This window comes from Wenyingzhuangia sp. IMCC45467 (genome assembly GCF_054111205.1).
This window is the reverse complement of sequence record NZ_CM134196.1, coordinates 3,013,195-3,035,597: the sequence shown is the minus strand read 5'-3', so window position 1 is coordinate 3,035,597 and position 22,403 is coordinate 3,013,195. Positions and strand designations below refer to the sequence as shown.

The following is a 22,403-nucleotide window of genomic DNA, read 5'->3' as shown; positions in this document are numbered from 1 at the left end:
AAAGCACAGCCAAATGGCTGTGCTTTTTTCTAAACTAAAACTAACTAAACTTAATTAATGTACCGAGGAAGCATCTACTTTACCTGCTCCTTTTTTGATTAACATCACAAAAGGAATACACAATAAAAACAACACTCCTAAGTATAAAAATATATCCATATAAGACAATACAGTTGCTTGTTTCATGACTGAAACTTCTATAATCTTGTATGCCTTTTCTAAAGCTTCATTTGCTGCATAACCTTTACTTACAAACATCATTTTTAAGCCTTGAATTCTTTCTTGAACGTGTAAATTAACAGCACTAATATTAGGTAATAAATCTACCCTATGTTGCTCTGTAAACCTTGCAATCATAGTAGTAATAATAGCAATTCCAAAAGAACCTCCAAGTTGCCTAGTCATTCCTGTAAACGCTGCTCCATCACCAATATCTTTTCCTACCAAAGTTGATAATGATAAAGTAGTAATGGGCACAAACAACAATCCTAAACCAAAACCTCTAACAACTAAAGGCCAAAAGAAATGTTCTGTTCCTGTGTCTGGTGTCATCACTAAATACATCCATAAACTATATAAAAAGAAAATAGCAAAACCTCCTGTAATTAAATATTTTTGAGGCACTCCATTTTGTAACAACTTACCTATAATAGGCATCATTAAAGCTGTAGTAATGGAACTTGGTACTAATAACAAACCTGCATCTGTTGCTGTAAAACCTAAAACTGATTGTGTATATATTGGAATGATAAAAGTAGATCCGTATAAACCAAACCCTAAAATAAAGGTCATAATGGTTCCTATTCTTAAATTGGTATCTTTTAACACACTTAAATTTACAATAGGATGTTCATAGGTTAATTCTCTCCATATAAACAATATCAATCCAAACAAAGAAACCACACTTAAGGTGATGATTAATCCATCATCAAACCAATCATCTTGTTGACCGTGTTCTAATACAAACTGTAAAGAACCAATAAAAGCTGTTAATAAGAATATTCCTATCCAATCTACTTGCTTTGCTTTTAATTTTTCTCCGTATTTAGGACTTCTTACAAACAAAATAGTTAAACATGTTGCAATAATTCCAATAGGAATGTTGATGTAAAAAATATACGGCCATGAAAAATTATCTACTAAATACCCTCCTAATGGAGGTCCTAATGTTGGTCCAACAATAACTCCCATTCCGTAAATAGCTTGTGCCATTCCTCTTTTTGCAGCAGGATAACTTTCAGTAATAATGGTTTGAGCGGTTACCAACAAGGCTCCACCTCCTAACCCTTGCACAAATCTAAAAGCTACCAATTCCCATATATTACTTGCATTTCCACATAAGAATGAAGAAACCGTAAAAATAATAATGGAAGTAGCAAAATAGTTTCTTCTACCAAATTGTTTTGATAGCCAACTGGTCATTGGAATAATAATTACATTGGCAATAGCATAGGCTGTAATCACCCATGCAACATCAGTAAGAGTAGCTCCTAAACTACCCTTCATATCATTTAAGGCAACATTAACAATAGTAGTGTCTACTATTTCTAGTAAGGCACACAGAATTGCTGTAATGGTAATAATTACCCTTCTGTAACCGTATTCTACTAAACTGTCTTGATCTTGCATAATTTATTTTAAATGTACATCAGTAGTCACATTCATACCTGAACGTAATTTTGCCAATGCTTCTTTATTATTGTTTGTTGTAAATTCAATTTTTACAGGCAAACGCTGAATGGTTTTTACAAAGTTCCCAGTAGCATTATCTGGTGGTAATAAAGAAAATTTAGATCCTGTTGCTGGAGAAAAAGTTGCCACAACACCTTCAAACTCTTCTTCTGGATATGCATCTACCTTTACCCCTACTTTTTGCCCCACTTTCATTTTAGACAATTGTGTTTCTTTAAAATTGGCAACCACCCATTTAACAGAAGTATCTATTAAATAAAATAAAGATTGACCAGGTTGCACAAACTGTCCTTTTTGAATTTTTACTGTTGATAACTGTCCACTAATTGGAGCTGTAACTACCGTATAACTTAAATTTAACTTGGCTGCATTTAACATTGCTTCGGCACTTTTTACATTTGCCTCTGCCACTGCTACTTGTTTTTTAGAGATGTCTGTTTGAGATACAGCTGCATTTTTTTGACTGTTACTTGCTCGTTTTTGACTTTTTAAAACTTGCAAATGATTTTCTGCTTCTTGTTTTGCTGCCAAAGCTTGCTCGTATTGTTGAGCGGTAATAGAATGATTTTTATATAAATTTTCGTATCTCTTAAAATCATTTTCTGCTCTCCACAATTTAATTTCTGCAGATTTAATAGTTTCTGAAGCTGTAGTTACTTGTGCATTTGCAGTAGCTGTATTGGCTTCGTAAGAACCTATACTTGCTTGTGCTACCAACAAAGCATTTTGTGCTGCTAATAAGTTAGCTTTAGCTTGTTCTATTTTTACAACATAATCACTATTATCTATTACAAACAAAGTATCTCCTTTTTTTACCGTGTGATTATCAGATACGTAAACTTTTTGTACATAACCTGCCACACGAGGAATAATAGGACTCATATTTTCTTCTACATGAGCATCATCTGTGTCTTCATGAGACAAGGAGTGAATAAACTTATATGATCCATACACTACTCCTATAGTAACTATTACTGATATGATAGCTACAAATTTTTTATTGATTTTTTTCTTTTGTTCCATGATATGAAATATTCTTTATTTTTCTAATGTGTTGATTAACGATCCTTTTGCTTTTAACCAAGCATAGTATTTTTCTGTAATATTTGCCTTGGCATAAGTAACATTTAATTTAGCTTGTAACTGGTCTACATCCGCCTCCAACAAATCGTTGGTATCTACCAAACCATTGTTGTATTTATCTTGCACAATTCTATAATTTTCTATGGCTTGATTTTCAGACTTTGTATAAACATTGTATTTTTTAAGAGCCAATTCATAATCTTGTTTGGCATTTTCAATTTCTACTTTTACAGCATCGTTTTTAACATTAATACTATATGCTAATTCTTTGGCCTTACTTTGAGCTACTTTTACATTACTTTTATTTTTAAAAATATTAGCCAAATCATAAGAAACCCCAACCCCTATATTCATAGCGTTACTAACTGTTATAGCATTTTTTATATCTAAAGCTACATAGCCCCCAGACAATGCTATAGTTGGATAGTAGTTTGATTTTGCTATTTTAATTTGATTTTCAGCTGCTTTGTATTGATAATCTAAAGCTTCTAAATCACTTCTTTCTATGGTTATATCATTATTTACCAACTCTTGTTTTCCCAAATCTTCTGACTGAATATCAATCACAGTATTCTCTGGTAATTTTAACATAATGGCTAATCTATAATTTAGAATGTTAGCTGTTTTTTTAGCCTCATCTAAACCAACCTGAATATTAGATTCTTGTATTTGGGCTTTTAACAAATCATTACGAGCAATAATTCCATTCTCTTCCATAGAACTAAAATCTTTAACTCGTTGTTGAGCACTTTTTAAGTTTTCTTCTATTAGTTGAATAGTTTGATTTGCTTTGTATAAATTGATAAAACTTTGAGTAACATTTAAAGCTATTTCTTCCTTTTTACTTTCGGAATTTAAAGTGGCAGCTTTATAATTATTCTCACTTGCCTGCACAGTGTTTTTTAATTTAAAACCTGTAAACAAAGGCATTGATACGCTGGCCTGCCCAAACATTATTTGATTGATACTTGACGAAGCACCACTTTCTTCTTCTTCAGCACTTTCATTAATTTCTCCTAATTGAGAATTTATTTTAGGATTATTTAAATACATATATTGTCCAGATATTTTTGCATCAGGATACAATAAATTCTTTGCCACTTGCATTTCATTTTCTGCTGTGGTTACTTTTGCATCTGCTATTTTAGACACATCACTTTGTTCTAGTGCTATGTGAATAGCTTCTTTTAAACTCATCGATTGTTTGCTTTGTGCTTGTAATCCAATAGTTACAAAAACACTAAGCAATAGTATTTTAAATTTCATTTGTTAATAATGATTTTATTATTTGTTGAATGTGTTTGGTTAGGGTTTCTCTTACGTATATATCAACTGCTACGTCGTTTTCTAAGGGTATTAAGGTTTTATAAAAGCGTTTATTGTAGTAAAAATTAAAAAATGTACCCTGTACTGTTGGCATTAATAGCTCTATATTCACATTGGTATTAAACGCACCAGCCTTTTGACCTTTTTCTATAAAAGATTTTATTAGTTTAAAAGTCTCTAGTTTTTCTTTGGTATATTTTTTAAAACTTATATCTCTGGTTTCATTAGAAAATTCAAAATGTATAATTTTATACATCCTTCTCTTTTGATGAGTTCTATGCACAATCATCTTAATAAGATCATCTAATATTTCTTGATAAGATTTTTTTTGATTAATTACTTTAACCAATTCAACTCTAAAATCAGCAATACGGTATAACATAAACGCATCTAATAATTTTTCTTTAGATCCGAAGTAATAAGAAATCATTGCCACGTTAACATCTGCTTCTTTTGCAATAGTTCTTACTGATGTTCCATCAAAACCATTTTCAGCAAAGAGTTTTTCTGCCACGTTTAAAATATGAATCTGTTTTTCATTTAATTCCATTACATATAGATTTTAAATCCTCTACAAAATTAAACAAACGTTTAATTTAAACAAACGTTTAATAATAAAAATTTTGTTATTTTTTTTTAAAACAGAAATAACAACATTAAAACAAGCTATTTTAGGCGGTTATATGAATAACGAATTAACCACAGAACAAGAGGAGCTTCAGTTTGAAGTTTTGATTGATGGACTCTTAAACAATCAGTACGGATTTACAGAGAGTTTTTTGGATATTAACACCATTTCTGGACTAAGAAACAATCTTTTTAGATACAGAGAAAATGGAGAAATGTACCCAGCAGGAATCGGTAAAAAGTTTGACTACCAAAAAAATACTTTGGTAAGAGGAGACTTAATTAAATGGTTTGACGAAAACACTACCGATATACATGAACGTTTATTACTAGATAAAATAAACAGGTTTATTACTTATTTAAACAGTACTTGTTACACATCTATAAACGCATCTGAATTTCACTATGCTACTTATGAGGTAAATAGCTTTTACAAACGTCATTTAGATCAGTTTAAAAGCGAAAAAGGAAGAAAATTTTCTTTGGTAATATACTTGAACGAAGATTGGTCTACAGAAGATGGCGGAAAATTGTCATTGTACATTAATGAAAATAAAATAGATGATGTATATCCACTAGAAGGTAGAGCTGTATTTTTTAAAAGTGATGAATTAGAGCATGAAGTACACCCTTCTTTTACCAGAAATAGAATCAGCATTGCTGGCTGGTTAAAAAGTGTTTAAAAACAAAAGAGTCAGAACTAACTGACTCTTTTTTATTTGGTGTACACTCTATTTTCTTGTTCTGCTACTCTAATAAAAGTAGTTCTTTTGGTTAATTCTTTTAAACGTTGTGCTCCTACATAGGTACAAGTACTTCTAATTCCACCCAAAATATCCTGAATGGTAAGTGCTACTTTTCCTCTGTAAGGAATCTCTACTGTTTTTCCTTCACTAGCTCTATACTCTGCTACACCTCCTACATGTTTTTCCATGGCTGTAGAAGAACTCATACCGTAAAACTGTTTAAACTTCTCTCCATTTTTTTCAATCAACTCCCCACCACTTTCATCATGACCAGCTAACATACCTCCTAACATCACAAAATCGGCTCCAGCACCAAAAGCCTTGGCTACATCACCCGGAGTAGCACAACCTCCATCACTAATAATTTGACCACCTAGACCATGAGCAGCATCTGCACACTCTATAATGGCAGATAATTGTGGGTAACCAACTCCTGTTTTTACTCTTGTGGTACAAACGGATCCTGGACCAATACCTACTTTAATAATATCTGCACCAGACAACAACAACTCCTCAACCATTTCTCCAGTCACCACATTTCCTGCAATAATTACTTTATCTGGATATAAGTTTCTTGTATTCTGAACAAAACTCACAAAATGTTCTGAGTATCCGTTTGCTACATCTATACAAATAAATTTTAAATTGGAATTTTTAGCAATAACTTCTGCCAACTTTTCAGCATCTTTTACTCCTGTTCCAGTACTTATAGCTATGTAATTCTCTATACCTTTTGGGGCTTCGGCTAAAAAACTATTCCATTCTGCAACAGAATAATGCTTATGAACTGCTGTAAATATGCAATGCTCTGCTAAAGCCAAAGCCATTTGAAAAGTTCCAACCGTATCCATATTGGCAGCCATTATAGGAACTCCGCTCCACGTTGCTGTACTATTTAAAAACTTAAACTCTCGATCTAAATTTACCTGAGCTCTACTTTTTAAAGTAGAACGTTTAGGTCTTATCATTACATCTTTAAATCCTAATTTAATATCGTATTCAATTCTCATAGGAAAATGGTTTAGGTGTTCATTTAAATTTACAAATTGTACAAAAGGATAACATCCTTAAAAAGACATTTATATTCATGACTTATTAACAATTAATTTTTAGTTTTAAATTGTATGAAAAAGTTATTACAAGAAATAAAAGCATGTACAATTTGCTTACCTTACCTAACCAATGGTGTTCGACCTGTATTAACAGCACACCCTAAAAGTAAAATTATAATTATTGGTCAAGCTCCTGGAAGTATTGTTCACAAAACAGGAATTCCTTGGGATGATAAAAGTGGAGAACGTTTACGGGATTGGTTAGGGGTAGATAAAAAAACTTTTTATAACAAAGAGATTTTTGCTATTATTCCTATGGGATTTTGTTATCCAGGAAAAGGAAAAACAGGAGATTTACCTCCTAGAAAAGAATGCGCACCTACTTGGCACTCACTATTATTAAACCAGTTACAAGAAGTTAAATTAATTATTTTAATTGGAAGCTATGCACAAAATTACTATTTAAAAAACCCTAGAAAAACACTTACCGAAACTGTTAAAAATCACCAAATATATCTTCCTGAATATATGGTATTACCACATCCATCTCCTAGAAATAATATATGGATTAAAAAAAATGAATGGTTTATTAAAAACAATATTCCCTATCTAAAAAAAATAATCAATTCCATTATAAACACATAAAAAAAGTCCCGAGCATATTGCTCAGGACCTCATATATTAAGATATATCTTTTCTTATTTTTCTTCGTAAACTCCCATGTTGGCATATTTTTCAATACGCTCATTTACCATCTTAGAAGTTTCTTTTTTCTGTAACTCTGCTAAAGATTCTATAATTGTTTTTCTTACTGTTTCAAAAGTAGTTTCTCTATCAGAATGAGCACCTCCTAATGGTTCAGGGATTACACCATCAACCAATTTTAAGTTACTCATATCTTTAGAAGTTAATTTTAAAGCAGCAGCTGCTTTTTCTTTAAACTCCCAAGATCTCCATAAAATAGTAGAACAGTTTTCAGGAGAAATTACAGAATACCATGAGTTTTCCATCATTAATACTCTATCTCCAACACCAATTCCTAAAGCTCCTCCAGAAGCACCTTCACCAATAATAATGGTAATAATAGGTGTTTTTAACACACACATTTCAAAAATATTACGTGCAATGGCTTCACCCTGTCCACGTTCTTCTGCTTCTAAACCAGGATAAGCTCCAGGGGTATCAACAAAAGTAACTACAGGAATTCCAAATTTCTCTGCCATACGCATTAAACGCAAAGCCTTTCTGTATCCTTCTGGATTGGCCATTCCAAAGTTTCTGTATTGTCGCATTTTGGTATTAATTCCTTTTTGCTGTCCAATAAACATAAAACTCTGATCTCCAATTTTTCCTAAACCACCAACAATAGCTTTGTCATCTTTTACAGTTCTATCTCCATGAAGTTCCATAAAAGAATCACCTGCTAAAGCTTTTATATAATCTAAAGTATAAGGTCTGTTAGGGTGTCTAGATAATTGTACTCTTTGCCAAGGGGTTAAATTTTCATAAATATCCTTCTTAAGATTGATGATTTTATCTTCAATCTCTTTACAAGTATTAGTTACATCAACCTCACTCTCCTCACCAATTATGGCACATTTTTGTAACTGTTCTTCTAATTCCTTAATAGGTAATTCAAAATCCAAGTATTCCATCATTATAAATTTTGGCTAAGGGCAAATATAGTAAGTTAAACGGATTAACATTCTGTTTTATTTAATTTTTAATTAACATTAATAAGACTTAACCTATGTCAGTTTTTAAAAATTCACTTACTTTGCATGTCATATATGATTGATTATGGGAATATTTAACAAAAAAATTAACATAACGGAGCTTTACCCAAGCGGTTTTGTTGATATTCACTCTCATTTACTACCCGATATAGATGATGGAGCTAGAGATATTAATGACTCTATTTCTCTTATAGAAAAAATGAAAAGAAGAGGAATTACTGACTTTAGAATTACCCCACATGTTTTAGGAGATGTATGGGAAAATAGTTCTACAACTATTAAAGAAAAAGAAGCTGAACTAAAAGCTGCTTTAATAGAAAGAGGTCATCATGATGTAAATATTCATGCAGCTGCTGAATATATGCTTGATGATCATTTTAGTAATTTACTTGCTAATGATGATATTTTGCCTTTAAAAGACAAATACATTTTAGTAGAAATGTCTTTTTTTAACGCTCCCTTTAATTTAGATGATTTACTTTTTAGATTACAACTAAAAGGTTTTATCCCCATTTTAGCACACCCTGAAAGATATAATTATTATCATGAGGATATTTCTCATTATGAAAAACTTATTGAAAACGGATGTTTATTTCAACTAAACCTATTGTCTTTAACCGAACAATACGGAAAATCTGTTACTAAAATGGCTCTTGAACTATTAAAAAAAGGGATGTATACTTTTGCTGGAACAGACACTCATAACAAAAGACATATTCGTTTAATGGATACCATAGCTACTAAAAAGAACAAGAAATTAATAATGCCTTTATTTGAAAAAAATATAGAAGTATTTTCTTTTTAAGCATAAAAAGGGGCTATCTAAAAATATTATAAAACGTCATTCTGAATTTAATTCAGAATCATAATATGCTATTAAACAGTAGTTATGAAAAACTGAAACAATTTCAGAGTGACGAAATTTTTACTTTTCAAACAGCCCTTTAATTTTATTAAGCATTATTTAAATTAATAATTTCCTGCTCTGTTAAATGTCTATAATGACCTCTTGGCAAATCTTTCTTGGTTAATCCTGCAAAAATAACTCTATCTAATTTTACTACTGTATAACCAAAATGAGCAAATATTTTACGAACAATTCTATTACGACCTGAGTGAATTTCAATTCCTACTTCGTTTTTAGATTGCCCTTGTACATATGCAACATCATCTACCCATACTTTTTTACCATCAATTTCTGGTCCTTCTGCAATAGATTGTAAATCTTTTAAAGCCACTTTTTTATCTAAAGTTGCATGATATAATTTACGTTTGTTGTGTTTAGGATGTGTTAATTTTTTGGCTAACTCACCATCATTGGTAAATAATAATAGTCCAGTAGTATCTCTATCTAATCTTCCTACAGGATAAATACGTTCTTTACATGCTTTACTAACAATATCCATTACTGTTTTTCTACCTCTTTCATCTTCCATGGTAGTAATGTAATTCTTAGGCTTATTCAATAAAACGTATCTTTTGGTTTCAGGGTTAATTAATACATTATCAAAACGAACCTCATCTGTAGGTTGTACTCTGTATCCCATTTCAGTAATAATTTTACCATTTACAGAGGCACTTCCTGTTTCTATATACATATCAGCATCTCTACGAGAACAAATTCCCGCATTAGAAATGTACTTATTTAAACGAATTCCTGTTTGATTAGAAGGTGTAGTAACCACTCTTTTTTTCAATTCATCAGACGATGAAGTTTTTTTCTTAAAAACTTTCTTTTTAGAAAAAGGTTTTGCTCCTTCCTCATTAGTAGCATCTGTAGGTCTTTTAGTAAAACGCTTACTATTTGGTTTAAAACTTCCAGAAGGCTTTCCTTTTCCTCCTTGACCTTGTTGTCGTCTTCCCGACGAGTTTTTATTTGTACTCATTATTTAAATTTTGAATGGCAAAATTACGAAACAATCTGTAATAAAATACTATATTCTTACTTCATTTAATATTCTGATTAACAACACAGAAGTATCAATAAAAGAAAGACTAAAAACTCCTGTAACCAATACTAATCTTAAAAAATTATGAAGTAAAAAATAATGTTTATCATTTTTAGCTTTGTATAACAAAACAAAGAACAAAGGTATCCATAAAGCACCAGTATAAAAGTAATACTTCATATCACCAATCTCTGGAAACCTCAATAAGTAATTAATGGGAACCATTAATAAAATTAACAAAATGTATATTTTAATTTTAATCTTATCTTCTCCATATTTTAGCACCAATGTTTCTCTGTTGGTTAACAATGCTCCTTTGGCTCTTTCAAAATCTTTAATCAATTCTTTTAACAAAATAACCAAATACAAATAGAGACCATGTGTTAAAATTAATTCTGATATGTTTTCATAGTACACAAAAATCACAAAAAAAGGTAATATATCTAAAACAGATACTGATAGAATTCTTATCAACGGATACTTTTGTAGCTTGTGAGAGTACAACCATATTAAAAAAATATAACCGCCAAAAAATACTCCTGCTTTCCAAGAAACCACCATTCCTAAAGCAAAAGCAATAAAATTTAAAGTAAAATACACCTGGAGTTTAGTTTGCTGACTTACCCAGTTTCCTATTTGGGTTTTAACGGGTTTGTTAATGGCATCTATTGAGGCATCATAAAAATCGTTGATAATATATCCTGCAGAAACCACACAAATTGTTGACAAAACAACCAAATGCAAATGCCAATCTAACAAAACTTCTTGTATGGTTTGATTGACAGTAAACACAAAAATAGCTGCTAAATATTGTGCAATGGTTAAAAGTATAATGTTGTATCCTCTTACTACAGAAAACAACGCTAAAAATTTATGTCTCTTGGTAGTTGTTTTATTCATAATTGGCTAGATATTAAAATCTGTAAACCAATTCTAAATGATGTCCAGTTAAAGATGTTTTTGCTTTTTCAAAATCTGCAGTAAATCCTAAAATATAACCACCACCTCCAGAGCCACAAAGTTTTAAATAATAGTCATTAGACTCTATTCCTTTTTTCCATAAAGTATGAAATTGTTTAGGAATCATAGGTTTAAAGTGATCTAATACAACTTTTGATAATTTTTTTACATTTCCAAACAACGCTTTTGCATCTCCATGTAAAAAGTTTTCAATACAAGCATCGGTATGAATTACAAACTCTTCACTTAACATTTTACGAAAACCATCATTCTTCATTTTTTTCATAAAAATGTTAACCATTGGTTCTGTTTCACCAATAATTTTAGAGTCTAATAAAAACACCGCTCCTTTTCCGTTTTGCTGATAAGGAATCCCTACAGACTCAATATCATTCTTAGACTGAATTAATATTGGTAAACTCAAATAACTGTTTAAAGGATCTAACCCTGAGCTTGTTCCATGGAAAAAAGATTCCATCAAACCAAAAACTGTTTTTAACCTTAATAATTTATCCTTGGTTAAATTTTCTAAAACAGTAATTTTATCTTTAGCATATTGGTCGTACACGGCTGCTACAATAGCACCTGAACTCCCTACACCATATCCTTGAGGAATGCTAGATTCAAAATACATTCCATCGGCTAAGTCTTTTTCTAATTGCACCAAATCAAAAGCAACCAAATCAGTCTTTAAATCTTTTAAATAATTAAAATACTTCACTAAGTTTTGGTTAGATTTTAATTTATCTCCCTCTAAAACATCGGCTAATTTAAACGCTCCTTTGTAAGAATTATAAGGAATTGCAAGCCCTTTAGAGTCTTTTATAATTCCATATTCCCCAAACAATAAGATTTTTGCGTAAAATAATGGTCCTTTCATAGTTTAGTTTTGTGCAATTTACTCTGCAAAGATACACATTTATTGGTTCTTAATTACTAACTCTTAATTGTTTAGCACCAGTCCCAACACAATCGTGTATAAATGATTGATCTTTACAATAAACCGATAATTTTGATTTTATAAATTCTTGTACAACTTCCTTTTCATTTTCTGGATATAGTAAATGTACATTGGCACCTGCATCTAAGGTAAAACACAATTTACTTCCTGTTTCTTTTCTGTAAGTCCAAACTTTATTAATGACCTCTAAGGTATTAGGTTTCATTAAAATAAAATAAGGATTACTGGTCATCATCATAGCGTGTAGGGTTAAAGCTTCACTCTCTACTAACTCAATAAATTTATCAATATCGCTATTGGCAAATATGTCTTTTATTTTATTGATATTTTCTTGTGCTTGCTCAAATCGTTGACTTGCAAAAGGATGTCCGTGCATTAAATTATGACCAACCGTACTACTTACTTGCTTTTCTCCTTTATCAATCAACAAAATAGTATCTTGATAGTTTTTAAAAACTGAAGCAACACCATCCATATATGGAACTCCATACAAATCAGAACTTCCTTCTATATTTTCATGCGCTCCCCAAACAACAATATCTCCTTTTACACTTCTACAAGCACTTCCAGAACCTAAACGTGCTAAAAAAGAGGCTTTTTGATAAAAAGCTTCATCTGTTAAATTGTAGTTAATTTCTTTTTCTATACTCATTAAACACAACGCTATGGCACTCATTCCACTTGCAGAAGATGCAATTCCGCTACTATGAGGAAAAGAATTTTTTGTATCTATTACAAAAGAATACTCTCTTAAAAAAGGTACATATTTTTCAATTCTCTTAAAAAAAGTTTCAATTTTAGGTTTAAAATCTTCTTGTACTTTACCATCTAAAATCACTTTAAAATCATAAGTACTTCTTAAATCTTGCCTTTTACCATAAGTTAAAGTAGTTGTGGTGTTACAATTAGATAAAGTAAAACTAATAGAAGTGTTTTCTGGTAATTGAGGATTTTTCTTTCCCCAATATTTTACCAAAGCAATATTACTTGGGGTTTGCCAACTAACTTTTCCTGATGCTTTACTTGCGGCTAAAGTCTTTGGGATAAATTTTTGCTCCATTGCAAATGTCTATTTTTTGTAACTATAAACGTAAGTTTTATAGTTGATATGTGAAAATTTTAGTTTGAGTTTTTCTCTATCTAAATCGTAATTTAAAGTTTTATGGAATGGTTATATTTGCCTTTATGAGAAAATTAAAATTGATTTGGGATTTTAGAGGTGCTACAGGACTAGGAACTGCCAAACACCATTGCATACATTTAAAAGAATTTGCCGAAGCTGAAAAACTTACATTTCACCTTATAGATCATCAAGAAATTAATGAAATGTGGGCGGCTGCTTTTATTGTGGTTGATGAAAGTGATATGAAAATTTATAGGGATGCTTTAAAACCTCATAGAGGGGAAGTGTATCTGTAATGGTTAATGAAATTTAGAAATTCTACAATCAACAATTACATTTTAAAAAAGTTTATTTGTTGATGTATTTAACCACTTAAAAAAGAAAAAAATTAACGATTACACAGTCCAAGGAATAACCTACAACTTTAAACTTAGAATACTCTAAAAGTTAATTTGTTGATATGTTTAACTATTTATAAAAATAGTAGCTTTTCGAGTGGAGTCGAGAAGCCATCTTCTTAACTTCTATAATTCTCAATACGCAATCGCCTCCGAAATTACCCAACCACCTGTCCATGCATTCTGGAAATTAAATCCACCTGTAACGGCATCAATATTTAAAATTTCTCCAGCAAAGAACAAGTTGTCATGGAGTTTACTTTCAAACTTTTTAAAGTTAACTTCTTTTAGCTTTACTCCACCAGCCGTTACAAACTCATCTTTAAAAGTACTTTTTCCTTGTGCATGAAACACTGTTGATGTTAATTTATCTGCTAATAATTCTAATTTTTTATTAGAAATATCTGCCCACTTGGTTTGTCCATCTATTTCACAAACTTCTAAAAATCTATTCCATAAACGTTTGCTAATTGTTTCAAAAGGGCTTCTTTTTTCTATCATTGATTTTACATCTGTTTTTTTGGCTTTAAACAATATATCCAAAGCTTGTTGTCTGTTACAACTTAACCAATTTACAAGTACTTGATACTGATAGTTTTTTTCTGCTAATAAAATAGCTCCAAAAGCAGATAATTTTAGCACTGCTGGACCACTTGTTCCCCAATGGGTAATTAGCAAAGGACCTGTACTTTTTAACTTGGTATCTTTAATAAACACCTCTACATTTTGAACTGCTACTCCTGGCAAATCCATCAATAAAGGATCTTTGATGTTAAAAGTAAATAACGATGGAACTGGCTCTACAACATTATGGCCTAAATCAGTCAATAACTTCCACATTGGTTTACTGCTCCCTGCTGTGACCACTAATTTATCACAAGTATATTCGTTGTTATTCGTGATAACTTTCCAACTTCCGTTTTCTAATTGCTGAAAACTAGAAACTCCTTCACTTTTTTTGACATCAATTTCTAAATTTTGAGTTGCATTTAAAAAGCAATCGATAATAGATTGTGAAGAATTTGACTCAGGAAAAATACGATTATCACTCTCTATTTTTAACGGCACTCCGTGGTTTTCAAACCACTCCATAGTATCACCAGTCATAAACTGATGAAAAGGCCCCAATAACTCTCGCTTTCCACGAGGATAAAATTCCGTAAGTTCTTTAGGATCAAAACAAGCATGAGTGACATTACAACGACCTCCTCCAGAAATTTTTACTTTTTGTAAAACTTCTTTTCCTTTTTCTAAAATGCAAACAGAAAGGTTGCCGTTTTTTTCTTTGGTATTAATGGCTGTAAAAAAACCTGCTGCTCCTCCTCCAATAATAATTACATTGTAATGTTTTGCCATAGTTTATAAAGATATTATCTCTTGATAAGCTTCTAACAAGGTAGGGAAAACTTTTACAGCTCCATTTGCTAACAACTGCTCTTCTGTATATTGAGTTGTTAAACCAACAGCTACCATTCCCGTAGCTGCAGCTGCTCTAATTCCCGTTAAACTATCTTCAAAAATTAATGTTTGGCTAAAATCTTTTTCTTGTACCCCTAAATATTTTGCCAAAGTTAAATACGGTACCGGACTAGGCTTGGGTTCTGCAAACATATCTACTCCCATACAAACTTTAAAACCCGCTCCTGTTTTAGCAACAGCATGTTTTACAAAATCAGTATAAGCGTTGCTTGCTATTCCGTGTGGAATATTATTTTTCGCTAAAAAACCCTGAATTTCATTCACCCCTGGCAATAAATCTGGCGGAACAGAAGTAGTGACAATATGTTTTTGTTTTAATGTATTTACTTGTGGAGCTTTAGAAATATCTCCTCCAAATTCTGCAAAATATTCTGCTATTTTTATGGGAGCAACTCCTGCATGTGAATCTCTAGGAAAAGGACAAATTTCTGCATTAAACACTTCTCTAAAAGCATTGGTCCATGCAGACATATGACATTTAACACTATCTACAACAACACCATCAAAATCAAACAAAACTGCTTTTGGAAATGGAAGTTTTTTCATGTTTATCTTTTTTAAAATTACTTTATTTGACAAATAACTTGGCTAAATAACCATTTAAAAATTTATTTGTGGGATCTAATTTTGAACGTAATTTTCCAAAATCATTCCATTTAAGGTATAGTTTTTCAAAATCTGAATACCCTGCTTTAAAACGTTTTGCCCAATGTGGCTTTCCTCCGTATTTTAAAAATACTTCTTCTACCTTTTCAAAAGCTACATAACTATCTGCTTTGGGGGAGTTTCTACACACGCATCCAACTGTAACCACATCTTCATCAGCTGCATAACTTAACCAAGCATTGTCTTTTTTTAAGAAACGGATATCCATAGGTACATGTACATAGGCTTTGTTTGTTTTATCTTCTAACATAAACTTTAAGTCTTTAAACAAATCCTGAAATTTAGAATATCCTACCGTCCACTCTGCTAATTCCATGGTTGCCCCTCTTTTTTTAGTCACCGTAGCATCATACAAACTACCTGCATGTTCTTGCTTGGCTGTAAAAAACATAAAATATAAAATTTTATTAGCTATTGCTGTAAACCTTGGATATTTATGCGTGTATTTATAAAGTTTTTGAGAAACTTTTCTTCTATTTTTATAATATTTAGGAGCCGATTTTGGTTTGAATGTAAAATCTTTATCAACTTTATTTCCTAAAATTACATATCCGTGATTGGTATGTGGTAACCACAAAATTCTAACAAAATCATACTCTTGTAAAAACCCATCTAATTTAGCTGTCCAATCGGCATCTTTCATAGGAGTTTCTTTAATGTGTAATCGGTAATTGTCTTCACATTTAAAAGTAATTTCAGAATACACACCAAGTAAACCTAAGGAAACACGAATGGCATCTATTTCTGAATCTTGATCTGTAAATTCTTTAATACTTCCATCGGCCAAAACCATTCTAAACTTAGACACGTATTTAGATAAAATAAATCCATTTGTTCCGTGAGTAGCCGTTGCCAAAGCTCCTCCAATGGTAATTTTATTAATATCTGGCAAACAAGGAATACACCAACCACAAGCCTGAACTGTATTAATGACTTTTTCTAAACTTGCTCCTGATTGTACTGTAATTTCTTTAGAGTCTTTATTGATATTTACAATTTTATTGTAATTGGTAATATCTATTAAAGTAGAAGTTCCTGCATTGATATCCGCTGAAGAAAAACGATTTCCAAAAACTCTCACCGAAGGATTGCTAACAATTGCTTCTACAATTTCTTGCTCATTATTAACCTTTACTAAGTTTTTGTAGATATGCTTTACATTTTTATTCCAACTAATCCATTGATTTGTTGTTTGGGCATTTTTGGTTGATTTGCTCAAAATGTTTTGTTTCTTTTGTTGATTACTACAAGGGAATAGTCGTTAACTATTTAATATCTTTTCGATATTGGGTTTAAAATAATTAGGGCCTTTTAATACTTTTCCATCTTCTCTGTAAATAGGTTCTCCATCTTCTCCTAATTTACTCATATTACTTCTTTGAATTTCTTCAAAAACCTCTTCTATTTTATGTTGCATTCCATGTTCAATAATAGTTCCGCATAAAATATACAACATATCACCAAGAGCATCTGCCACTTCTACCAAATCACCATTTTGTGCAGCCTCTAAATATTCTTTATTTTCTTCATCCATCAAATTAAATCTCAGGTTGATTTTATCTTCACCAATAGCCGCAATGGGTTCATTTTTATATCCTAATTTATATGCGGTGTGAAATTCTTGTACTGCTTTGATTTTATTCTTCATTAGTTTGTTAATTTTGGCAAAAATTAAATTTATGTTTTCTACTGGACAAATCTACTTTGCAATATTTTTTGTTTTAACTTTTACAGCAGCTATGATTTGGAGCTACAGAAAAGATATAAAACGACACAAATTACACTACAAAAATACAGCTATTAAAGTTTTTATTGCAGGTATTGTGGTAACCATTTCTTTTGTTTTGATAAGACTTGCTTTAAAATAAGCTTACATCTTTTGAATATCGTTTAGTTTATTATGATCTATAATGGTAAAACCGTGCTCGTCAAACTCATAAGAAGAGCCAAATTTATAATCTATTTTTAACTGACCAAAATCATAAGAATGTAGTTGATATAATTTTTGATTAAAAGCCTCTTCATGATATTGAAAAAGCAAATAAATCTCAACTTCTAACTCTAACATTTCTTCTTTTGTGTATTTAAACAACGGACTTTCCTCATCTATTTGATGCACTACTGTCCACATAGTTGGTAAATACATAATTTTATTTCGTTGTAAATTTAGCTGATAAAATTGTCTACTAAACTCACCATCTTCTCCTTTTTCTGTAATGTTCATAATGGCATTTAGCTCAGGCTCAATCATCATATTAATACGTTTGTTCATTACTCTAAACATCAGTGCTCTATGATCTTCAAAATCGCGAACTATAAGATGCTCTGAGAACTTAATTTTGGCTTTGGGTTTAGAAAAACGACCGTATAATAATCCTGTAATAAAAGAAAAAGACATCAAGCCCATTAGAGCTTCAAAAGAAGATACAAATCCGCCTATAACTCCGTTTGGAGCAATAGCTCCATACCCAACTGTGGTTAAAGTTTGTGCACTAAAAAAGAACAGATGAATAAAATCATCAAAAATATTTCCTGTTGATATTTGAAATTCTTGAACTCCAATCCACAAATAAATAATAGCAAAAAAGGTATTAATTAACACATAACCAATTAAAACGTAAATTAAAAAAAGTGCCCACGGAATGTTGATTAAATACGTGTACAAATCATCAATAGTACGTGGTCTGTTGATGTGTTTTACATTAGAATTTCCATTTACAATAATCCTTTGTGCGTTTCTGTTTGACTTGTATCCAACACCAGGATCTTTTAAGATTCTTGCCATATGCTAATTAAAAAAAAAGCCTTGAATAAATCAAGGCTTCTTAGTTTTTTAATGTATCCACTGGTATTTAAAATCGCAATTTTTCATACTACCATTTAGTTTTACATAAGTATCTTTAATTTTAGTATCGTACCATTTCTCTAAAGTTTCTTGTTTCTTTTTTTGCAGGGCTAATTGCTGAAACTTTACATAGTCTTTTGCCAAATCGGCCTCGTGGGCATCAATTTTATTTTTTACTAAAATAATTTTATACATTTTTACCCCTTCTCTTGTTTCTTCAAAATACACCGGTGTAATTTCTCCTTCTTTTAAGCCATCAATTTTAGAAAACAAATCTGCATCCATTTTGTTTAACTCAAACTTAGAATCATTTGTATAAGTATTTACCAAAGCTCCGTTGTTTAATCTGGTTGCTTCATCATCAGAATATTTGGTTACGGCTTCATTAAAAGAAATTTCTTTAGCTATAATTTCTGCTCTCACAGATTCTAATTTTTCTTTTGCTGCACTTAACTTGGCTTCATCAATTTTAGGTTGCATTAAAATATGTCTTACATCTCTTTGTTGACCTTTTATTTTTTCTACTTGTAAAATATGATATCCAAATTGGGATTTAAAAGGTTCTGAAACTTCTCCTTCTTCTAAACTAAAAGCAGCTTCTTTAAATTCTTTTACAAATTCACTTTCTCTGGTAATGGTATATTTACCACCGTTTTGAGCTACTCCTGGATCTTCAGAATATAAAATGGCTTTTAACCTCATACTAAAACCATTTTCGATGTCTTTTTTTATTTTATTTAAATCATCTATGGTTTTTTGAATATCTTCTTCAGTAGCTTCGGCTTTAATTGTAATTTGAGATAACTCTACCTCTACTCCAAAATTTGGCAAATTTCCTTTGTCTTTTAAATCTTTATAGAAATATCTAATCTCTTCGGGAGTTACCACTACATCTGCAACAATAGCATCTCTTTCTTTAGATATTAGAGCGTTTTCTCTTTGTATTCTTGTTAACTCGTCTTTTAAATCGTCTAAATCATCAAACCCATAAAGCGCTACCACTTTATCCATATCTCCAATTTGAGATTTAAAATGAGCCAAAGTACGTTCTACTCCTCCAGCTATTTCTGCATCAGAAACAACAATACTATCAATTACAGCATGATGAGCTAATAGTTTTTGACTCATAACATCTTCCATAATTTCGCAATCAGAAATATCTATTTCTTCTTCAGATCTAGAGGCCATTTCTTGCTTAAACTTGGCGATATCAGAATCTAGTATTATGTTTTCTCCTACCACAGCTGCAACACCATCTATCTTAATCTTTTGTTGAGCATTTACAGTGTAAAAACCTAAAAGACATAACCATAATGCGTGGTATTTTTTAACGAACTTCATATTTGTTTTGTTTTACGGCATCATCAATCAAAATTTGTTCCATTTGATTAAAGAACTTTAATTTATTTTTTTGTAATAATATGTTTTTAATTGTTGGCTTTACATATTCCAACGGAGCTATATCTCCACTATTTAAAACTTCGTGAATGTAAATATAGTAAACACTTTTATCTGCTTCGGTTTTTTCTATCAACTTATTTGTTGATTTTAAATCCCAAGAGGTTAACAAAGGGAATTCTGTTTTTTGATAATAGACATCTTTTAAAGAAACCCATACAGAATCTTTTAAATAATAATCATCAAAGTCCTTATAATCACTTAAAATTTCTAATTTATCGTCTACGTTATCTGATAAAAACAACTTTTTTATTTGATATCTTTTTCTATTTTTAGGATCTATGTGAATGTATTTAAACTTTATTAAAGTTTCATTTAACTTAAAACTTTGCTGATTTTTAACATAAAAGCTATCAATCTCTTTTTGAAACACCAAGGTATCTAACTTTTTGTTTACCAAAGCATTTTTGTAATAAGTTACATATAACTCTTCTTTGTATTTACTAACCAACTCATCTAACTCCTTTGTGTTGTCTAAATTGATTTCTGCATTTCTGTATAATAATTTTTGCTTAGCCCACTGCTGAATATATTCTTGTGTAACTTTTAAACTATCTACAATAGTTTTGGTTTTAGGAATATTATTTTTTAAATCATCTTTTGTTAAAACAAAATCGTACACTTTTGCAACAACATTATTATCTGTTGCAGTATCTTGATGACATGACATCATGAATATTACTCCAATAAGTGCTAAGATTTTTTTCATTATTTATAGGTCTTCTCTAATTTTTTAACCTGACGTCTAGAGTATTTTATTTTACTTTGGCTACGTAGTGAATCCATCCATTCTTTTTGAACTTTGTCTTGATAATCACTTTCTACATATCCTTTTACCTCTTCAAACTTTTCTCCTTTTTCTTTATAGTCAGCAATATTATTTTCGTAAAAAGCTTTTACCAACTCTGGTTCTTTAGCTGGAACGTCCCAAATATGAGACTTCATTAACTCAAATATTTCAAGACCATTTTGATAAGATTCTACTATGGTTCTATATTCATCATTTTGATCTTCTAAATGATTGATAACATATTCTTTTAATTGCTCGTTCTTATATTCCTCAAAATAATCTATAGGCTTTTGAACTCTTTTGTTTTTTACATAATTAGCAAAATCTTTTTGCAAGTAAGTCTGTTTATTAATAGTAAACAATACTTTTTGCAAACTATCTACAGGTATTTTATAAACTTCATTAGTTTCAAAAACTTTTTTAGCTTCTTGATTTACCACTACCTTGTTTTTTGCTTCCATTTTAGCAAAGGCAACTTCTTTAGGTTTTTTACCTCTAACATCACTCAATACTTTCTTTTTAAGTTCTTCTTTTAACTCCTCAAAAGATGCAATTGGCTCTTTTTTAATAAACTTAATGATATGCCATCCATATGGTGTTTTAAAAGGTTCTGAGTAAGTATTAGGCTCTGTCATAGAAAATGCTACTTCTTCAAACTCAACAGGCAATCTTCCTTTTTCAAAAGCATTTAACACACCTCCTGTATTGCTACTACCTCTATCATCAGAATATTCTTTGGCCAATACCGCAAATTCTTTACCTTCTTGTAGTTTTTGATATACACTATCTATTCTAGATTTTTTTGCATCGTCTAAACCAGCCACCATAATGTGTGCTACTTTTACTTTCCCTTCAGAAACTGCTAAATCATCTACTTTAATTAAATGATATCCAAATTGAGATTTTACAATATTTGACACCTGACCTACTGGTGTATTATAAGCAGCATCTTCAAAAGGATACACCATTCTAAAAGCAGTAAAATATCCTAACTGCCCTTTGTTTTGTAGCGCACTTTTATCGTCAGAAAACTTTACAGCCAACTCTCCAAAATCACTACCATTATTAATTTGTGTTTGAATATCTTTTATTTTTTTATACGCTTCAATAGTATCATTCCCTTTAAAAGCTACTAAAATATGACTTGCTTTAATTCTGTTCTTAGTTCGGTAATAAGCCTCTTCTAACAAATCTTGTAAAGTTTCATCATCTGTTAAAAACGGTGCTGCCAAATCTCTTTTGTATTTATTTAGCTCCTTTTTTATAGATTTTAAAGTATCTAAACCTTCTTTTTCAGCTTGTTTTAACTTTAATTTATAGTCTACCATTAATTGCAAATCCTCCTTAAAGTCTTTGTCTAAAATTGCAGCATCTTTTTGTTTAAATAATTTTTTGAATTCTGAAACATACGTTGGTTCTCCATCAATTTTAAATAAAACCTTATCTTTTTTTTGGGCTGATGAATTAAAACACACCAAAAGAATTAAAACTCCTAAAAAATATTTTTTCATA

At 30.8% G+C, this 22,403-nt stretch carries 23 protein-coding genes; 5 read left to right on the top strand and 18 right to left on the bottom strand.

Annotated features, from left to right (window positions below; genetic code table 11):
• Positions 1–54: 54 nt before the first annotated feature.
• From ACXGQT_RS12950 to ACXGQT_RS12935, 4 genes are read right to left on the bottom strand one after another with little or no spacing between them, the layout of a single operon-like run.
• A complete protein-coding gene (locus ACXGQT_RS12950) occupies positions 55–1,629 on the bottom strand; it encodes a DHA2 family efflux MFS transporter permease subunit (protein ID WP_457829003.1) in 1,575 nt (524 codons plus the stop codon).
• A gap of 3 nt (positions 1,630–1,632) precedes the next feature.
• Positions 1,633–2,715, bottom strand: coding sequence for an HlyD family secretion protein (locus ACXGQT_RS12945; protein WP_457829002.1), 1,083 nt, complete (start codon positions 2,713–2,715; stop codon positions 1,633–1,635).
• 15 nt (positions 2,716–2,730) lie between these two features.
• Positions 2,731–4,041, bottom strand: a complete 1,311-nt coding sequence (locus ACXGQT_RS12940) for a TolC family protein (RefSeq protein WP_457829001.1) — start codon at positions 4,039–4,041, stop codon at positions 2,731–2,733.
• Positions 4,031–4,651, bottom strand: a complete 621-nt coding sequence (locus ACXGQT_RS12935; RefSeq protein WP_457829000.1) for a TetR family transcriptional regulator — start codon at positions 4,649–4,651, stop codon at positions 4,031–4,033. The genes ACXGQT_RS12940 and ACXGQT_RS12935 overlap by 11 nt, the downstream gene beginning before the upstream one ends.
• Before the next feature lie 133 nt (positions 4,652–4,784).
• Here ACXGQT_RS12935 and ACXGQT_RS12930 point away from each other — a divergent pair, with 133 nt between their 5' ends.
• Positions 4,785–5,411 carry a 2OG-Fe(II) oxygenase gene (locus ACXGQT_RS12930; RefSeq protein WP_457828999.1) on the top strand — a complete coding sequence of 209 codons (627 nt, stop codon included), beginning with the start codon at positions 4,785–4,787 and terminating at the stop codon, positions 5,409–5,411.
• A gap of 32 nt (positions 5,412–5,443) precedes the next feature.
• Here the strand turns inward: ACXGQT_RS12930 and ACXGQT_RS12925 are convergent, their stop codons facing one another.
• Positions 5,444–6,484: a GMP reductase gene (locus ACXGQT_RS12925; RefSeq protein ID WP_457828998.1), complete on the bottom strand. Its 1,041-nt coding sequence runs from the start codon at positions 6,482–6,484 to the stop codon at positions 5,444–5,446.
• A 114-nt stretch (positions 6,485–6,598) separates the two neighbouring features.
• Between ACXGQT_RS12925 and ACXGQT_RS12920 the strand changes: the two genes are divergently transcribed.
• The gene (locus tag ACXGQT_RS12920; protein ID WP_457828997.1) at positions 6,599–7,171 is read left to right on the top strand and encodes a uracil-DNA glycosylase family protein; all 573 of its coding nucleotides are present in this window, start codon (positions 6,599–6,601) and stop codon (positions 7,169–7,171) included.
• 53 nt (positions 7,172–7,224) lie between these two features.
• Here ACXGQT_RS12920 and ACXGQT_RS12915 read toward each other — a convergent pair whose 3' ends face one another.
• Complete coding sequence (locus ACXGQT_RS12915) at positions 7,225–8,181, bottom strand: acetyl-CoA carboxylase carboxyltransferase subunit alpha (protein ID WP_457828996.1); 957 nt, start codon at positions 8,179–8,181, stop codon at positions 7,225–7,227.
• Positions 8,182–8,326: 145 nt separating this feature from the next.
• On the opposite strand from ACXGQT_RS12915, the gene ACXGQT_RS12910 reads away from it, so the two are divergent.
• The gene (locus tag ACXGQT_RS12910; protein ID WP_457828995.1) at positions 8,327–9,067 is read left to right on the top strand and encodes a tyrosine-protein phosphatase; all 741 of its coding nucleotides are present in this window, start codon (positions 8,327–8,329) and stop codon (positions 9,065–9,067) included.
• 148 nt (positions 9,068–9,215) lie between these two features.
• On the opposite strand, the gene ACXGQT_RS12905 is transcribed toward ACXGQT_RS12910, so the two are convergent.
• Genes ACXGQT_RS12905 through ACXGQT_RS12890 form a run of 4 tightly spaced genes read right to left on the bottom strand, consistent with a single transcriptional unit; the run spans position 9,216 to position 13,192 of the window.
• Positions 9,216–10,148 carry a pseudouridine synthase gene (locus ACXGQT_RS12905; protein ID WP_457828994.1) on the bottom strand — a complete coding sequence of 311 codons (933 nt, stop codon included), beginning with the start codon at positions 10,146–10,148 and terminating at the stop codon, positions 9,216–9,218.
• Between the two features lie 48 nt (positions 10,149–10,196).
• Positions 10,197–11,111, bottom strand: coding sequence for a geranylgeranylglycerol-phosphate geranylgeranyltransferase (locus ACXGQT_RS12900; RefSeq protein ID WP_457828993.1), 915 nt, complete (start codon positions 11,109–11,111; stop codon positions 10,197–10,199).
• A gap of 13 nt (positions 11,112–11,124) precedes the next feature.
• Positions 11,125–12,051, bottom strand: a complete 927-nt coding sequence (locus tag ACXGQT_RS12895; RefSeq protein ID WP_457828992.1) for a mevalonate kinase family protein — start codon at positions 12,049–12,051, stop codon at positions 11,125–11,127.
• 49 nt (positions 12,052–12,100) lie between these two features.
• Positions 12,101–13,192, bottom strand: coding sequence for a diphosphomevalonate/mevalonate 3,5-bisphosphate decarboxylase family protein (locus tag ACXGQT_RS12890; protein WP_457828991.1), 1,092 nt, complete (start codon positions 13,190–13,192; stop codon positions 12,101–12,103).
• Between the two features lie 125 nt (positions 13,193–13,317).
• Between ACXGQT_RS12890 and ACXGQT_RS12885 the strand changes: the two genes are divergently transcribed.
• Positions 13,318–13,551, top strand: coding sequence for a hypothetical protein (locus ACXGQT_RS12885; RefSeq protein WP_457828990.1), 234 nt, complete (start codon positions 13,318–13,320; stop codon positions 13,549–13,551).
• Between the two features lie 237 nt (positions 13,552–13,788).
• On the opposite strand, the gene ACXGQT_RS12880 is transcribed toward ACXGQT_RS12885, so the two are convergent.
• From ACXGQT_RS12880 to ACXGQT_RS12865, 4 genes are read right to left on the bottom strand one after another with little or no spacing between them, the layout of a single operon-like run.
• Positions 13,789–15,009 carry an NAD(P)/FAD-dependent oxidoreductase gene (locus ACXGQT_RS12880; RefSeq protein ID WP_457828989.1) on the bottom strand — a complete coding sequence of 407 codons (1,221 nt, stop codon included), beginning with the start codon at positions 15,007–15,009 and terminating at the stop codon, positions 13,789–13,791.
• A gap of 3 nt (positions 15,010–15,012) precedes the next feature.
• Positions 15,013–15,678 (bottom strand): HAD family hydrolase, encoded by a 666-nt coding sequence (locus ACXGQT_RS12875; protein WP_457828988.1) that lies wholly within the window; start codon positions 15,676–15,678, stop codon positions 15,013–15,015.
• A 22-nt stretch (positions 15,679–15,700) separates the two neighbouring features.
• The gene (locus ACXGQT_RS12870; protein WP_457828987.1) at positions 15,701–17,017 is read right to left on the bottom strand and encodes a D-arabinono-1,4-lactone oxidase; all 1,317 of its coding nucleotides are present in this window, start codon (positions 17,015–17,017) and stop codon (positions 15,701–15,703) included.
• 42 nt (positions 17,018–17,059) lie between these two features.
• On the bottom strand, positions 17,060–17,446 hold the full coding sequence (locus tag ACXGQT_RS12865) for a pyrophosphohydrolase domain-containing protein (protein WP_073122247.1): 387 nt from the start codon (positions 17,444–17,446) through the stop codon (positions 17,060–17,062).
• 13 nt (positions 17,447–17,459) lie between these two features.
• On the opposite strand from ACXGQT_RS12865, the gene ACXGQT_RS12860 reads away from it, so the two are divergent.
• Positions 17,460–17,666, top strand: a complete 207-nt coding sequence (locus tag ACXGQT_RS12860; RefSeq protein ID WP_457828986.1) for a hypothetical protein — start codon at positions 17,460–17,462, stop codon at positions 17,664–17,666.
• Between the two features lie 2 nt (positions 17,667–17,668).
• Here ACXGQT_RS12860 and ACXGQT_RS12855 read toward each other — a convergent pair whose 3' ends face one another.
• From ACXGQT_RS12855 to ACXGQT_RS12840, 4 genes are read right to left on the bottom strand one after another with little or no spacing between them, the layout of a single operon-like run.
• On the bottom strand, positions 17,669–18,583 hold the full coding sequence (locus ACXGQT_RS12855; RefSeq protein ID WP_457828985.1) for an ion channel: 915 nt from the start codon (positions 18,581–18,583) through the stop codon (positions 17,669–17,671).
• A gap of 48 nt (positions 18,584–18,631) precedes the next feature.
• Positions 18,632–19,984 carry a peptidylprolyl isomerase gene (locus ACXGQT_RS12850; RefSeq protein ID WP_457828984.1) on the bottom strand — a complete coding sequence of 451 codons (1,353 nt, stop codon included), beginning with the start codon at positions 19,982–19,984 and terminating at the stop codon, positions 18,632–18,634.
• Positions 19,971–20,810 (bottom strand): hypothetical protein, encoded by an 840-nt coding sequence (locus ACXGQT_RS12845; protein ID WP_457828983.1) that lies wholly within the window; start codon positions 20,808–20,810, stop codon positions 19,971–19,973. The genes ACXGQT_RS12850 and ACXGQT_RS12845 overlap by 14 nt, the downstream gene beginning before the upstream one ends.
• The gene (locus tag ACXGQT_RS12840; protein ID WP_457828982.1) at positions 20,810–22,402 is read right to left on the bottom strand and encodes a peptidylprolyl isomerase; all 1,593 of its coding nucleotides are present in this window, start codon (positions 22,400–22,402) and stop codon (positions 20,810–20,812) included. Before ACXGQT_RS12840 ends, ACXGQT_RS12845 begins: the two co-directional genes overlap by 1 nt.
• Position 22,403: the final 1 nt, after the last annotated feature.